Here is a 15137-nt window from a genome sequence, read left to right as displayed (position 1 = left end):
CTGCCGGCCACCCGATCCGGTATGTGCCGGGCGCTTAGCGCCAACAGGTGCGGCGATGCTCGCGCGCGCCTTCGGGACGGGAAATAGGCTATCCCGCCTTGCGCACCGGCAAGGCGGGGCGGGCGAGCCGCGCCATGTTGAAGGGGCTTTCGAATTCCAGCCCGGCGCGGCCATCGATCGCCCAGCGCAGCTTGGCGGGGAACATCTCATCCTCGACCAGTTCGATCATCACGTCCACGTCGGTCGCCTCGCCGTCGATCGCGATGCCGTCGATCATCGCCCCGCCCGGCGACAGGTTGCGGATGCGGATCTCGCCCGCGGCATCGCCCGCGCGGATGCGCGCGGTGCGGATCATCGTGTGGCGCGGCGGGCGGCTCCTGGCAGGGGCCGAGGCGAGCGGCATGCCGCCCTGCGCGGCGAGCTGCGCCGGCACCTCGCCCGCGCGCGCGGCCTTGCCATAGGCCCAGCCCTGGATGTGGCTGCATCCGAGCGCGCGGATCAGCGCGATCTCGTCCTGCGTCTCGACGCCCTCGGCGGTCGTCTCCATGTCGAGCGCGTCGGCGAGCGTGACGATCGCGCGGATGATCGCCGCGTTGCGGTTGCCGGGGATCGCGGCGCCGCGCACGAAGCCCTGGTCGATCTTGATCTTGTCGAACGGCGCCTTCTTCAGATAGCCGAGCGAGGAATAGCCGGTGCCGAAGTCGTCGAGCGCGAGCCGCACGCCGATCGCCTTGAGCGTCTTGAACATCTGCTCGGACTGCGCCGTTTCGTCGAGGAACACGCCCTCGGTGATCTCCAGTTCGAGCCGCCCCGGCACGATGCCCGAGCGCGCCAGCGCCGAGGTGACGATCGTCGGCAGCGCCGGATTGGCGAACTGGATCGGCGAGACGTTGACCGCGACGCGGATGTCGTCCGGCCATGTCGCCGCCTCGATGCAGGCGGTGCGCAGCACCCATTCGCCGATCGCCTCGATCAGGCCGCAATCCTCCGCGACCGGCACGAACTCGGCCGGGGAGACCGATCCGCGCGTCGGATGCTCCCAGCGCACCAGCGCCTCATAGCCGACGATCCGCCCGCTCGCGGTGCTCACCACCGGCTGATAGGCGACGTGCAATTGATCGGCGGCGAGCGCGTGGCGCAGATCGTCCTCGATCTGCTTGCGGCTGCGCGCGCCGTCGAGCATCGCCGGCTTGAAGAAACGGTGGACGCCGCGCCCGTCGCCCTTGGCGCCGTACAGCGCGAGATCGGCATTGCGCACCATCGTCTCGGCATCGTCGCCGTCCTCGGGCGCGATCGCGATGCCGATCGAACAGCCGATCGAGATCGAGGAGCCGTCGATCGAATAGGGCTGCGACAGCGCCTCGATGACGCCGCGCGCGACCGTGCCGAGCATGTCGTGCTCGGTCATCCCCGGCAGCACGACCTGGAACTCGTCGCCGCCCAGCCGCCCGACCAGCCCGCTGTCGCCGATCGCGCGCACCAGCCGCTGCGCGACCTGCTTGAGCAGCGCGTCGCCGGTCTGGTGGCCGAGCGTGTCGTTGACCGCCTTGAACCGGTCGAGATCGAGCAGGAACAGCGCGGTGCCGCGCCCGCCGCGCGCCTGCGACAGTGTCTGGTCGAGCCATTGCCGCATCCGCTGTCGGTTGGCGAGGCCGGTGAGGCTGTCGAACAAGGCGAGGCGGGCGATCTCGGCTTCGGCGCGGCGGCGCTCGGTGAGGTCGCTGCCGTTGCCGATGAAACCCTGGAACGTGCCGTCGGCATCGGTGATCGGCCGGCCCGACATCGACCACCAGCGCTCCAGTTTCCCCGGCACCGCGGGGCGCACCGAATAGTTGGAGAAGGCGGTGCGCGAGGCGAGATGGAAGGCGATCGTCCGTTCGGTCTCGGTCGCGTTGGTATCGACCCGGAACAGCGTGCGGATCGGCGCGCCGATCGCGGGCGTGTCGGCGGTGTCGAGTTCGGCGGCGACCTTGGCCGAGAGATAGGTGACGCGCCCCTCGCGGTCGGTCTGCCAGAACCAGCCGGTGCCCTGTTCCTCATATTCGCGCACCAGCCGCGCCGCGACTCCATCGACGAGCGGGTTGGCGAGCGCCGGGGCGCGCTGCGGCGCGCGCGCGGTGCAGAACAGCAGGACCGCGACCCCGCCCACCAGCATGAGCGCGAGCGGCACGGCGCGCGCGTCGCGGCTCGCCACCGCAGCCGCCGTCGTCACGGCGACACATAGACAAAGCGCGGCCGTGCGGAGGGGAGTGAGCGGTGGAATCATGCGGCGGACCTAGCCGCCGATCCTTGCCAATTGCTTGCCGGCATGCGCCGGATTACGGTGTTCACCTCCATAATGGTGGTAACCGCCACATTCACGCTCAGGCCGCCGCTCGGGCGCGGGACTTTCCCTCGGCGCGCGATGTGGTCTAGGTGCGGCCACCATTTCCTTCGAGCGAGCAGCCATGACCACCATCATCCGCGAAGCCGATCTGATCGAGAGCGTCGCCGACGCGCTCCAGTTCATCTCTTACTACCACCCGATGGACTATATCCGTGCGCTCGGTGACGCTTATGAGGCGGAGCAGGGGCCGGCGGCGAAGGACGCGATCGCGCAGATCCTCACCAATTCGCGGATGTGCGCGGAGGGGCATCGCCCGATCTGCCAGGATACCGGCATCGTCAACGTGTTCGTGAAGTGGGGCATGGACTGTCGCTTCGACGACACCAGCCGCTCGCTCCAGGAGATCGTCGATGAGGGCGTCCGGCTCGCCTATCTCAACCCCGAGAACAAGCTGCGCGCCTCGGTGCTCGCCGATCCCGCCTTCACCCGCCGCAACACCAAGGACAACACGCCGTGCGTGCTCCATGTCGAGATGGTGCCGGGCGCGCGCGTCTCGGTCGATGTCGCGGCCAAGGGCGGCGGCAGCGAGAACAAATCCAAGTTCAAGATGATGAACCCGAGCGATTCGATCGTCGACTGGGTGCTCGAGATGCTGCCGCAGATGGGCGCGGGCTGGTGCCCGCCCGGCATGCTCGGCATCGGCATCGGCGGCACCGCCGAACATTGCGTGCTGCTCGCCAAGCAGGCGCTGATGGAGCCGATCGACATGGGACCATTGAAGGCGCGTGGCCCTCGTAACGATATCGAGGCGCTGCGCATCGAGATCTTCGACAAGGTCAACGCGCTCGGCATCGGCGCGCAGGGGCTGGGCGGGCTCTCGACCATCCTCGACGTCAAGATCAAGGATGCGCCGTGCCATGCCGCCGGCAAGCCGGTCGCGATGATCCCCAACTGCGCCGCCACCCGCCACGCGCACTTCACGCTCGACGGCTCCGGCCCCGCCTTCCTCGAAACCCCCAAGCTCGATGAATGGCCCAAGGTCGATTGGAAGCCCGATTCCGCCGCGATCCGCGTCGATCTCGACACGCTCACGCCCGAGGACGTCAAGGGCTGGAAGCAGGGCGACCGCCTTCTCCTCAACGGCAAGATGCTCACCGGCCGCGATGCCGCGCACAAGCGGATCAAGGACATGCTCGATGCGGGCGAGCCGCTGCCGGTCGATTTCCGGGGGCGGGTGATCTATTATGTCGGTCCGGTCGATCCGGTCGGCGAGGAAGTGGTCGGCCCCGCCGGTCCGACCACCGCGACGCGGATGGACAAGTTCACCCGCATGATGCTCGACCAGGGCCTGCTCGCGATGGTCGGCAAGGCCGAGCGCGGCGCGGACGCGACCAAGGCGATCGCCGAGAAGGAGAGCGCCTATCTGATGGCGGTCGGCGGCGCGGCCTATCTCGTCGCACGCGCGATCAAGGGCTCGAAGGTGGTCGGCTTCGCCGATCTCGGCATGGAGGCGATCTACGAATTCGAGGTGCAGGACTTCCCGGTGACGGTCGCGGTCGATTCGTCGGGCGCGAACGTGCACCAGCTCGCGCCCCTCGTGTGGAAGGAGAAGATCGCGCGGGAGAAGCTGCTGGCGTGATACTGATGTGATATGTGCCCCCGCGAAGGCGGGGGCCCAGACTATGTTCCCGCCTTCGCGGGAACATATGGAGTAGGGCGATGCGAGAGAAAGCGGGCTTCGCCTACATCATGGCAAGTGGCCGTAACGGCACGATCTATGTCGGCGCGACAAGCAACTTGGCCGCCCGAGCCTATCAGCATCGCAACGGCCTGGTCGAAGGCTTCACCAAGAAATATGGCTGCAAGCTTCTGGTCTGGTACGAAGCGCATGACACGATTGAGGACGCCCGACAGCGCGAGCTTCGTCTGAAGAAATGGAATCGTTTGTGGAAACTCAGCGAGATCGAGAGGCTCAATCCCGACTGGACCGACCTCTACGAAGCGCTCGCCTAGCATCATGCTCCCCCGCTAGAGCGGGGGAGCAGCCTGGACTCCCGCCTTTCAGCCGCACGCCATGATCGCCTCCCCCATCTGGCTCCCCGTTACCCTTGTCGCGGGCGCGGTGCAGGCGTGGCGGACGGCGGTGCAGCGGCGGGTCGGCAGGTCGCTGTCGGTCAACGGCGCCGGGCTGGTGCGCTATCTCTACGGTCTGCCGTTCGCGCTCGTCATGCTCGCCGGCTATCACGCACTTGCCGCGCCCGGCGTCTGGCCCGCGCTCGGTGCGCAATTCTGGCCGTTCTGCCTCGCCGGGGCGATCGGGCAGATCGTCGCGACCAACCTGCTGCTGATGGCGTTCGGTGAGCGCAACTTCGTCGTCGGCACGGCCTATTCGAAGACCGAGGCGGTGCAGGCGGCGCTGTTCTCGGCGGTGCTGCTCCATGACCATTTGAGCGCGTTGAGCTGGGCCGGCATCGCGCTCGGCGTGGTCGGGGTGATGGTGCTGGCGACCGGCGGGCGGGCGATGGCGCCGATCGCGTTCGCGCGTGCGCTCGGCGAGCGGGCGGCGCTCTACGGTATCGCCTCGGGCACCGTGTTCGCGCTGGCGACGATCGCGATCCGCCGCACCACGTTCGAAGTCGCGACCGGCGATCACATCCTCGCCGCGCTCGTCACGCTCGCGGCGACCGTCGCCACCCAGACGATGTTGCAGGGCGGCTATGTGCTGCTGCGCGAACGTGGCGAGATGGCGCGCGTGCTGGCAAGCTGGCGGGTGTCCGGCCAGGTCGGTCTGCTCTCCTCGGTCGGTTCGGCGTGCTGGTTCACCGGCTTCGCCACCGCGCCGGTCGCGCTGGTGCGGATCGTCGGGCAGGTCGAGGTCGCCTTCACGATGGCGTTCGCGCATTTCTACCTTGGCGAGCGCATGGCGCGGAGCGAGGTCGCTGGGCTGTTGATCGTCGCGACCGGCGTGGTGCTCGCGCTCGCCGGCGCGCTGTGACGCACGCCGCCGCCTGACCTGCGCTATCCGGTGGGCGGGGCGACGGGCGCTCCGCGCGGGGTTGCGCCGCGCCGCACAATGGCTCAACGGCACGTCATGCGGTTTCTTCGTTTCCTGGTGGCGGCGATCCTGTGGATCGTCGTCTTGATCTGCCTTGCGATCACGGTTCTGCCCCGCTTCCTCGACGCGCGCTATTATCGCGGACCGGTGAGCGGGCATTTCGACGGCAGGCGCTTCGCCAATCCCGATGGTGACGACACGTTCGCGCCCGCCGCCCGCCCCGGCGGCAAGCCGGCGCCGGTGCCGGGCCTGGGCATGATGGTGCGCTTCCTCACCGGCAGCGACGGGCGCCCGGCGTGGCCCGATCACGTCGCCGTCCGCCGCGTCGCACCGCCGCCGCGCGTCAGCGGCGACGCGATGCTCGCCACCTGGGTCGGGCACGCCACCATGCTGGTGCAGACGCAGGGGCTGAACATTCTCACCGATCCGGTCTGGTCGCCGCGCGCCGGGCCGCTCGGGCTTGGCCCCAAGCGCGTCGCCGAACCGGGCGTGGCGTTCGACTCGCTGCCGAAGATCGACCTCGTCCTGGTCAGCCATGACCATTACGACCATCTGGACCTCGCCACGCTCAAACGGTTGTGGGATCGCGATCACCCCCGCATCGTCACCAGCCTGGGCAATGACAGCGTTATCGGCCAGGCGGGCGTCCCCGCGATCGCGCGCGACTGGGGCGGCCGCGTGCCGGTCAAGCCCGGCGTCGAGGTGATCGTGACGCGCAATCACCATTGGGGTAGCCGCTGGATGGCCGATCGCAACCGGGCATTGTGGTCCAGCTTCGTGGTGACGCTGCCCGGCGGCAATCTGTTCTTCGCGGGCGACACCGGCGCGGGCGATCTGCGCTGGGCGGACGAGGCGGCGGCCTATGGCCCGGTGCGGCTGGCGTTGATCCCGATCGGCGCGTTCCGCTTCTCCGCCGGGCAAATGGCGGCGGGCAGCCATATCGGGCCGATCGATGCGGTTGAGGTATATCGCCGGCTCGGCGCATCGAGCGCGATCGGCATCCACTGGGGCACTTTCCGCCTCTCCTACGAAGCCTATGACACGCCGCCGCGTCTGCTCGCGGCGGTCGAGCGCTGTCGCGGTTTGAGCGGCTTCGGCACGGTCGCGTTCGGCCGCCCGGTACCGATCGCGCCTTATGCGCCGCTGCTCGCGAAGCCTGTCTCGCCGGCCGCTACGGCAGCGTGCCTCGCCTCGCCGGCGGTGCGGAGCTTGCCGTGACGTTCGCCCGGTGATGGCCCGCTCTGGCCTGATGGCCATGCGGCACGGCGAATAGGACGAGCGCGCCGCCGCGAATGGCGACAGCGCGGGAGACTTACCAGTAGCGCCAGCCGCCGTGCCAGCGTTGACGACGATGCCAATAGCGCCGGCCGTCCCAATAGCCGCGACCGGCATAATAGCGATCGACCACCAGCGGCCCGCGCTCGACCACCACCGGGCCCCGCTCGACGATCACCGGCCCGCGGTTGGGGCGGCAATCGCCCCAGCGATTGCGATGCCCGCCGGGGCCGCAGCCGTCGCGCGCCTCGGCGCTCGATACCGACAGCATCGCGATCCCGATCGCCAGTGCGGCGGCAACACGTTTACGCATACACACCTCCTCCTTCGGAGGCGGTGGAACGCACATTCGGGCGCGGCGTTCCGCGCGGGACGGCGCGGGCGGGGCACGCTCCGCCGCGCGGGCATGGCGCCTTACGGCCTGATTTTCGGCGTCGCCCCGTTCTCGTCGCCACGGCATTCGCCCGTGCGCTTGGCGTCGATCGTGATCGTCATCTTCTGCGCGCCCGGGCCGCCTGGCGCCGCGCCGGCGCCGGGCGCCTCGGTGGTCGAACGCATGTCGAAATGATAGCTTTCGGGCGTGTAGCTGCCCGCCATCGTCGCCTTCATCGTGCCGACGGTTTCCTTGCAGACCATGGCCGCGTCGATCTTGCCGCCCGCCATCGTGAAATGGTCGTAGGTGCAGTGGCTGTCCTTCGCGCCGGTGAAGAAGCCGCGCTTGGCCTTGACGTCTTCGGGCGTGACGCAACTGGTGAAGCGATGCGGCTCGGTCATCCGCGCGCTCATCTGCTGCTGCACCTCAGGGGGCAGGCCGCTCATCTGCATGTCGTGCATCGTCATGCTGCCTTCCCACCGCCCCGGCTTGACGAGATCGGCGTCGCCGGTCGCCGCGGCCACCTTGGCTTGCACTTCGGCGGCCGTCGCGTTGGTCGCCTCCACGGTCGGGGTCTTGGCGGGGCCGCAGGCGGCGAGCGGCAGGGTCAGAACGGCGGCAAACACCAAACGCATGGAGTCATCCCTTTGATACGGTTTGTTTTGTGCGACCCGTTCCCGCTTTGTTGCGGCTGGGCGCGGTACAGCCCATATTGCCGGACATGGCAATCCAGATTCGCACGACCTTGGACGAGCCCGAAACCGGGCAGACCTTCATCCCGCACCGGCCCTCGCGCCCGCCCAAGGCGGAAGGCGGGCGGCCGTTCAAGATCGTCTCGGACTATAGCCCCGCCGGCGACCAGCCCGCCGCGATCGCCGAACTCGTCGCGCAGACCGAGGCGGGTGAGCGCGACCAGGTGCTGCTCGGCGTGACCGGATCGGGCAAGACCTTCACGATGGCGAAGGTGATCGAGGCGGTGCAGCGCCCCGCGCTGATCCTCGCCCCCAACAAGATCCTCGCGGCGCAGCTCTACGGCGAGATGAAGTCGTTCTTCCCGGACAATGCGGTCGAATATTTCGTCAGCTATTACGATTATTATCAGCCCGAGGCGTACGTCGCGCGCTCGGACACCTATATCGAGAAGGAAAGCTCGACCAACGAGGCGATCGACCGGATGCGCCACTCGGCGACCCGCTCTTTGCTCGAACGCGACGACGTCATCATCGTCGCCTCGGTGTCGTGCCTGTACGGTATCGGCTCGGTCGAAACCTATTCGGCGATGATCTTCGATCTCAAGAAGGGCCAGAGCGTCGACCAGCGCGAGATCGTCCGCAAGCTCGTCGCGCTGCAATACAAGCGCAACGACGCCGCCTTCGCGCGCGGCAATTTCCGGGTAAAGGGCGATAATCTCGAGATTTTCCCGTCGCACTATGAGGATACCGCCTGGCGCATCTCCTTCTTCGGCGACGATATCGAGGAGATCACCGAGTTCGATCCGCTCACCGGCAAGAAGGTGGCTAATCTTGATTATGTTCGCATCTACGCGAACTCGCATTACGTCACGCCCGGCCCTACGCTCAAACAGGCGATGGAGGCGATCAAGCACGAACTCGCCGAGCGGCTCAAGGAACTGATCCCCGAGGGCAAGCTGCTCGAAGCGCAGCGGCTCGAACAGCGCACCAACTTCGATCTCGAAATGATCGCCGCGACCGGATCATGCGCCGGCATCGAGAATTACTCGCGCTTCCTGACCGGCCGCCTTCCGGGTGAGCCGCCGCCCACCTTGTTTGAATATCTGCCCGACAACGCGCTGCTGTTCGTCGATGAAAGCCACCAGACGGTCGGCCAGATCAACGGCATGTCGCGCGGCGACCACCGCCGCAAGCTGACGCTCGCCGAATATGGCTTCCGCCTGCCGAGCGCGATCGACAACCGGCCGCTACGCTTCAACGAATGGGACGCGATGCGCCCGCAGACCACCTATGTCTCGGCGACGCCGGGCGCTTGGGAAATGGAGCAGACCGGCGGCGTGTTCGTCGAACAGGTGATCCGCCCGACCGGGCTGATCGACCCGCCGGTCGAGATCAAGCCGGTCGAGGAGCAGGTGCAGGATTGCATCGTCGAGTGCCGCAAGACCGCGGAGCTCGGCTATCGCACGCTCGTCACCACGCTGACCAAGCGCATGGCCGAGGATTTGACAGAGTTCATGCACGAGGCTGGGCTCAAGGTCCGTTACATGCACTCGGACGTCGAGACGCTCGAGCGGATCGAACTCATCCGCGATCTGCGGCTCGGCGTGTACGATGTGTTGGTCGGCATCAATCTGCTGCGCGAGGGGCTCGACATCCCCGAATGCGGGCTGGTGTGCATCATGGACGCCGACAAGGAAGGCTTCCTGCGCTCCGAAACCTCGCTGATCCAGACGATCGGCCGCGCCGCGCGCAACGTCGACGGCCGCGTCATCCTCTACGCCGACCGGATGACCGGCAGCATGGAGCGCGCGCTCAACGAGACCAACCGCCGCCGCGAGAAGCAGCGCGCCTACAACGAAGAACACGGCATCACCCCGCTGACGATCCGCCGCAACATCGGCGACATCATCCAGGACGTGTCGCAGCGCGATCAGGTCACGGTCGAGATCGACGAGGACCGCCCGCACATGGTCGGCCACAACCTGCGCGCCTATATCGAGGAGCTCGAGAAGAAAATGCGCACCGCCGCCGCCGACCTCGAATTCGAGGAAGCCGGCCGCTTGCGCGACGAGATTCGCGTGCTCGAAGCGGAGGAGTTGGGGCTTCCCGGCGCCGAACGCCCGGTGGCGCCGGTGATGGGCCGCTCGAACGAGGGCAAGCCGGGAACGCGCAAGACGCGGTATGGCAAGAGCCAGAAGATGCGCGCCGGGCTGCCGGGGGCGAGCCGGCGGGGGCGGTAAACCACTGGTCGAACGGAGGCGCGGAGGATGTCCGGATCGAGGACTACCATCGCGGATGAGGACCGGCTGGACAATGTCCATCCCGGCGACATTCTGCGCCAGGATTTTCTGATCGGCAGCGAAATCCCCTTGGCGGAAGTCGCGCTGGGGGCGGGTATCGATGAGACGCGTCTCGCCGCGCTCGTCTCGTCGAAGCTCGATGTCGATGCCGCGATCGATCTGCGGCTGAGCGGCTATTTCGGTATTTCCGAAGGTGTGTTCCTCGCGCTGCAAAACGACTTCGATCTTGAGGAAGCCAAGCGCGCGCTTGACGGCGACCTCGACCGCATCGTCCCTCGCGCCGCCTAAGCGTCGCCCCGGCGCAGGCCCGGGCCGTTACGTAGTTTGGCGAGCCGAGTGCCCTATAACGCAGCGGCCCCGGCCTGCGCCGGGGCGACGCTTATTCTCCCCGCGGCTTCCACGTCACCACGCGCCACACATACACCACCGCCACCGCGGCCATGATCGCCGCGCTTGCCGGGCCGAACCAAGCCTCCAGCACGCGGAACCGCGCGCCGAGATACCAGCCCGCCCACGCCAGCAACGTGTTCCAGATCGCCGCCCCTGCCGTCGTCCACAGGCAGAACTTCCAGCGTTGCATGCGCGCCATCCCCGCCGGCAGCGAGACGATCGTGCGGAAGGCGGGCATGAAGCGGAACACGAACGCCACCCATTCGCCGTGGCGCTGGAAGAAGGCATGGAGCCGCTCGACATCGCGCCATTCGACCGTCAGCCAGCGGCCCCAGCGCGCCACCACGGGCCGCAGCGGCGCGACGCCGAAATGGCGGCCGAGCGCATACCAGGCGTAATTGCCCGCCGTCGTGCCGAGCGTGCCGGCGACGATCAGCGGCACCATCCCCATCTTGCCATGCGCGACGGCGATGCCGCCAAGCCCCATGATGACCTCGGACGGGATCGGCGGGAAGATGTTCTCCAGCGCCATCAGCAGGAAGATGCCGAGATAGCCGCTGCGGGCGATGAGTTGGACGATCAGGTCGGTCATGAGGGTTGAACGCCGTCCCTAGCCGCGCGGGTGCGAAAGGGAACCGGCTTGAACAATTTGTAACGCACGCGCCCCTCGTATATTGCGCGCGCACCCATGACCGACACCACCGCACCCGATACGCCGCGCGACTGGCGCGAAACCGTCTTCCTGCCGAAGACCGACTTCCCGATGAAGGCCGGCCTCGCCGCCAAGGAACCCGCGATCCTCGCGCGCTGGGAGAAGCTCGGCCTGTACGATCGGCTGCGCGAGCAGCGCGCCGGGCGCGAGCGCTTCATCCTGCACGACGGCCCGCCTTATGCGAATGGCGACATTCACATGGGCCATGCGATGAACAAGGTGCTCAAGGACATCATCGTCCGAAGCCAGTCGCTGATGGGCAAGGATGCGCCCTACGTGCCGGGCTGGGATTGCCACGGCCTGCCGATCGAATGGAAGGTCGAGGAAGCGTATCGCGCCAAGAAGCTCGACAAGGATCAGGTGCCGGTCGCGCAGTTCCGCGCCGAGTGCCGCGCCTATGCCGAGAAATGGGTCGCGGTGCAGCGCGAACAGTTCGAGCGGCTCGGCGTGATGGGCGACTGGGCCGATCCCTATCTGACGATGAAGTTCGAAGCGGAAGCGTCGATCGTCGGCGAGCTGCTCAAGTTCGCTGAGTCGGGGCAGCTCTATCGCGGCGCCAAGCCGGTGATGTGGTCCCCGGTCGAGAAGACCGCGCTCGCCGAGGCCGAGGTCGAGTACGAGGACGTGGTTTCGACTCAGATCGACGTCGCGTTCGAGATCGTCGAGGCGCCGAACGCGCCCGAACTGGTCGGCGCGCATGGTGTGATCTGGACGACGACGCCGTGGACGATTCCGGTGAACCAGGCTTTGGCCTATGGGCCGGAGATCGAGTACAGTCATTTCAGACTGGAATTGGCCGTAGATGGCACGGTCGGGTTTCTTAATGGCGACGCGAAACTTCAACCAGCGTTAGCTTGGCTGAAATCTCACGGAATCGACTTTCATGGAAAACGCTATCTGATCGCCGATCAGTTGGCAGATCGTTTCCTAATGGCAGTTCAAAAGCAGATAGACCGGCTGCCGAAGCCGGAGATTGGCTTCTCTGAGATCAAAGCCATAGTCCGAGGCGTTACAGAGGAACCGGCGGGTTACGCTTCCAAGCTCCAGAGATTTGTTGGCAATCAGCTCAACGGCGCTACTGCGCGCCACCCGATGCACCGTCTCGGCGGCTTCTTCGCGCGCCCGCGCCCGTTCCTCGCCGGCGACTTCGTCACGACCGACGCCGGCACCGGCCTCGTCCATATGGCGCCGGACCACGGTGAGGACGATTTCCTGCTATGCAAGGCGCACGGCATCGATCCGGTGTTCGCGGTCGATGGCGCGGGCATGTACCGCGCCGACTGGCTGTGGCTGGGCGGGCAAGGCAGCGTCATCAACAAGAAGTTCGTCAGCGCCGAGGGGCCGATCTGCTCCGACCTGCGCGCTGCGGGCGCGCTGCTCGCGGCGAGCGACGATTTCGCGCATAGCTATCCGCATAGCTGGCGTTCGAAAGCGAAGGTGATCTTCCGCGCCACGCCGCAGTGGTTCATCCCGATGGACCAACCGTCCGGGGCACGTGCTTCGACTTCGCTCAGCACGAACGGTGTAGAGAGCGGCGCGACCAGTCCCTCCGTTCGTCCTGAGCTTGTCGAAGGACGTGCCACGCACGCCGCCCCTAGCTCCAACGGCGCCACCCTCCGCGAGATCGCGCTCGATGCGATCGAACATACCCGCTGGGTGCCCGAGCGCGCCAAGAACCGCATCAACGCGATGGTGTCGCAGCGGCCCGATTGGGTGATCTCGCGCCAGCGCGCGTGGGGCGTGCCGATCGCGCTCTACGTCAACCGCGCGACGGGCGACTACCTCCGCGACCCGGCGGTCAACCAGCGCATCCGCGACGCTTTCACGGCGGGCGGCGCCGATGCGTGGTTCTCGGCCGATCATCAGGCGCTGCTCGGCCCCGACTATGACGCCGCCGACTATGAGGTCGTCACCGACATCCTAGACGTGTGGTTCGACAGCGGCTCAACTCATGCCTTCGTGATCGAGGCACGCTACGGCGAGGGCGTTCGCGCCAACCTCTATCTCGAAGGCTCGGACCAGCATCGCGGCTGGTTCCAGTCGTCTCTGCTCGAAAGCTGCGGCACGCGCGGGCGCGCACCGTATGACGCGGTGTTGACGCACGGCTTCGCGCTCGACGGCAATGGGCGCAAGATGTCGAAGAGCCTCGGCAACGTCGTCGATCCGCTCAAGGTGATCGGCGAGAGCGGGGCGGACATCCTGCGCATGTGGGTCGCCTCGGTCGATTATTTCGAGGACGTGCGGATCGGCAAAGAGGTGCTCAACACCACCTCGGACGCCTATCGCAAGCTGCGCAACACCTTCCGTTATCTGCTCGGTGCGCTCGATGGCTTCACCGACGCCGAGAAGGTCGCGCCCGCCGAGATGCCCGAACTGGAGCGCTACGTGCTCCATCTGCTCGGCACGCTCGACGTGGAGTTGAAGGCGGCGGCCGAGGCGTATGAGTTCAACCGTTACCTGCGGCTGCTCACCGATTTCGCCAACGAGGATCTGTCGGCCTTCTACTTCGATATCCGCAAGGACTCGCTGTATTGCGACGCGCCGAGCGACCTCAAGCGCCGTGCCGCGCGCACCGTGTTCGACATCCTGTTCCACGCGCTGGTGCGCTACGCCGCGCCGATCCTGTGCTTCACGGCCGAGGAAGTGTGGCAGGCGCGCTTTCCGAGCGAGGACGGCTCGGTGCATTTCCTCGAATGGCCCGAACTGCCGGAGGTGCCGGGTGCAACCATTGTAGATCGTTGGGCTTCAATCAGGCAGCTACGCGAAGCGGTGACCGCCGAGATCGAACCGTTGCGACGTGCCAAGATCATCAGATCGAGTTTGGAAGCAGAGGTAATCTGTCCGCCCCCGTATCAAGATGGTCGTCAAAACGCGGACGATTTCGGCGACTTAGCGGAGATTTTTATTGTAGCTAAAGTTACGGTCGATGACGAGCGCCACACTGTTTCCAATGCTCCGGACGTATCGGTGACGCGCACCGACTATCACAAATGCGGCCGCTGCTGGCGCTTGCTGCCCGAGGTGACCGAAGACCTCGCCTTGTGCGATCGCTGCGAAAGCGTCGTGGCATGAGCCGCGTTCCCGTCGCGGGCTTCACCGCCGCCGCCGTCTTGTTCGTCGCCGATCAGGCGGCGAAATACGGCGTCACCCAAGTCCTTGGTCTCGACGAACTGACCAATGCGCGCGAGATCACGCCGTTCTTCAACCTGCAGTTCGTGGCCAATCGTGGTGTCTCGCTCGGGCTGCTCCATGCCAGCAACGACACGTCTCGCTGGTTGCTCGTCGCGATGACCGGACTGATCGCACTCGGCGTGTTGGTGTGGATGCTGCGCGAACCGAAGCGAATCGAGCAGATCGCGCTCGGCTGCGTGTTCGGCGGTGCGCTCGGCAACATCCTCGATCGGATGCGGCTCGGCTATGTGGTCGATTTCGCCGATTTCCATATCGGCACCTGGCAACCGTTTTTGGTCTTCAATGTCGCCGATGCGGCGATTACGGTGGGGGTGCTCGTCTTGTTCGTCCGCGCGCTTCTGGTACGCGACAAGCCCCGGGCCGAACGAGATTCTGTGGAGACTTCTGGCAATGCGTAAACTGGTTTGTGTGGCGAGCGTGTCGAGCGTCGCGCTGTTGCTCGGCGGCTGTGGCCATTCGCGGCTCGGTCGCCCCGGCGGGCCGGATGAATTCGCCGTCGCGCGCCAGGCGCCGCTGGTGATCCCGCCCGATTTCTCGTTGGCGCCGCCGCAGCCGGGTGCCGCGCGCGCCAACGACATCAGCCCCAACGCGCAGGCGCTCGATGCTCTGTTCGGTGGCCCGGCCGCGCGTGGCGCGGGCGAGAGCGCGACGATCGCGGCGGCGGGCGTGGACTCCGACGATCCCGGTATCCGCTCGTCGGTCGACGATCCGCAGACCAACGTGATCGACAAGGGCGCCTCAACCCGCGACGTGGTTGCTGCCCCCGAGGGCGATGGCCAGAGCGCACGGGCGTCCGCGCCGAAGTGAGCCGCCGCTAAGCCA

The 15137-nt window shown here is 66.8% G+C and carries 13 protein-coding genes; 9 read left to right on the top strand and 4 right to left on the bottom strand.

Annotation, left to right across the window (positions count from 1 at the left end; translation table 11 throughout):
* Positions 1-88 precede the first annotated feature (88 nt).
* Positions 89-2194 carry a putative bifunctional diguanylate cyclase/phosphodiesterase gene (locus PX554_RS06055; protein WP_275499794.1) on the bottom strand — a complete coding sequence of 702 codons (2106 nt, stop codon included), beginning with the start codon at positions 2192-2194 and terminating at the stop codon, positions 89-91.
* A gap of 253 nt (positions 2195-2447) precedes the next feature.
* Here PX554_RS06055 and PX554_RS06050 point away from each other — a divergent pair, with 253 nt between their 5' ends.
* From PX554_RS06050 to PX554_RS06035, 4 genes are all read left to right on the top strand, one after another.
* The gene (locus PX554_RS06050; protein WP_093221531.1) at positions 2448-3965 is read left to right on the top strand and encodes a fumarate hydratase; all 1518 of its coding nucleotides are present in this window, start codon (positions 2448-2450) and stop codon (positions 3963-3965) included.
* An 80-nt stretch (positions 3966-4045) separates the two neighbouring features.
* Positions 4046-4339: a GIY-YIG nuclease family protein gene (locus PX554_RS06045; RefSeq protein WP_275499791.1), complete on the top strand. Its 294-nt coding sequence runs from the start codon at positions 4046-4048 to the stop codon at positions 4337-4339.
* Between the two features lie 61 nt (positions 4340-4400).
* Complete coding sequence (locus tag PX554_RS06040; protein WP_275499789.1) at positions 4401-5321, top strand: DMT family transporter; 921 nt, start codon at positions 4401-4403, stop codon at positions 5319-5321.
* 96 nt (positions 5322-5417) lie between these two features.
* Positions 5418-6599 (top strand): MBL fold metallo-hydrolase, encoded by a 1182-nt coding sequence (locus PX554_RS06035; protein WP_275499787.1) that lies wholly within the window; start codon positions 5418-5420, stop codon positions 6597-6599.
* A gap of 94 nt (positions 6600-6693) precedes the next feature.
* Here PX554_RS06035 and PX554_RS06030 read toward each other — a convergent pair whose 3' ends face one another.
* Both PX554_RS06030 and PX554_RS06025 read right to left on the bottom strand, forming a co-directional pair.
* Positions 6694-6969, bottom strand: a complete 276-nt coding sequence (locus PX554_RS06030; protein ID WP_093221521.1) for a GCG_CRPN prefix-to-repeats domain-containing protein — start codon at positions 6967-6969, stop codon at positions 6694-6696.
* A 101-nt stretch (positions 6970-7070) separates the two neighbouring features.
* The gene (locus PX554_RS06025; protein ID WP_275499785.1) at positions 7071-7664 is read right to left on the bottom strand and encodes a DUF3617 domain-containing protein; all 594 of its coding nucleotides are present in this window, start codon (positions 7662-7664) and stop codon (positions 7071-7073) included.
* Between the two features lie 86 nt (positions 7665-7750).
* On the opposite strand from PX554_RS06025, the gene uvrB reads away from it, so the two are divergent.
* Positions 7751-9961, top strand: coding sequence for an excinuclease ABC subunit UvrB (uvrB, locus tag PX554_RS06020; RefSeq protein WP_275499783.1), 2211 nt, complete (start codon positions 7751-7753; stop codon positions 9959-9961).
* Between the two features lie 27 nt (positions 9962-9988).
* Positions 9989-10309: a HigA family addiction module antitoxin gene (locus PX554_RS06015; RefSeq protein WP_093221512.1), complete on the top strand. Its 321-nt coding sequence runs from the start codon at positions 9989-9991 to the stop codon at positions 10307-10309.
* A gap of 91 nt (positions 10310-10400) precedes the next feature.
* Here the strand turns inward: PX554_RS06015 and PX554_RS06010 are convergent, their stop codons facing one another.
* On the bottom strand, positions 10401-11003 hold the full coding sequence (locus PX554_RS06010) for a DedA family protein (RefSeq protein WP_275499780.1): 603 nt from the start codon (positions 11001-11003) through the stop codon (positions 10401-10403).
* Positions 11004-11099: 96 nt separating this feature from the next.
* Here PX554_RS06010 and PX554_RS06005 point away from each other — a divergent pair, with 96 nt between their 5' ends.
* Genes PX554_RS06005 through PX554_RS05995 form a run of 3 tightly spaced genes read left to right on the top strand, consistent with a single transcriptional unit; the run spans position 11100 to position 15122 of the window.
* Positions 11100-14195: an isoleucine--tRNA ligase gene (locus tag PX554_RS06005; RefSeq protein ID WP_275499777.1), complete on the top strand. Its 3096-nt coding sequence runs from the start codon at positions 11100-11102 to the stop codon at positions 14193-14195.
* The gene (gene lspA, locus PX554_RS06000) at positions 14192-14713 is read left to right on the top strand and encodes a signal peptidase II (protein WP_275499775.1); all 522 of its coding nucleotides are present in this window, start codon (positions 14192-14194) and stop codon (positions 14711-14713) included. The genes PX554_RS06005 and lspA overlap by 4 nt, the downstream gene beginning before the upstream one ends.
* On the top strand, positions 14706-15122 hold the full coding sequence (locus PX554_RS05995) for a DUF3035 domain-containing protein (RefSeq protein WP_093221502.1): 417 nt from the start codon (positions 14706-14708) through the stop codon (positions 15120-15122). Before lspA ends, PX554_RS05995 begins: the two co-directional genes overlap by 8 nt.
* The last annotated feature ends 15 nt before the right edge of the window (positions 15123-15137 follow it).

Source organism: Sphingomonas pollutisoli (assembly GCF_029167165.1).
GTDB classification, from domain to species: Bacteria; Pseudomonadota; Alphaproteobacteria; order Sphingomonadales; family Sphingomonadaceae; genus Sphingomonas; species Sphingomonas pollutisoli.
This window is presented reverse-complemented; position numbering and strand designations above follow the sequence as displayed.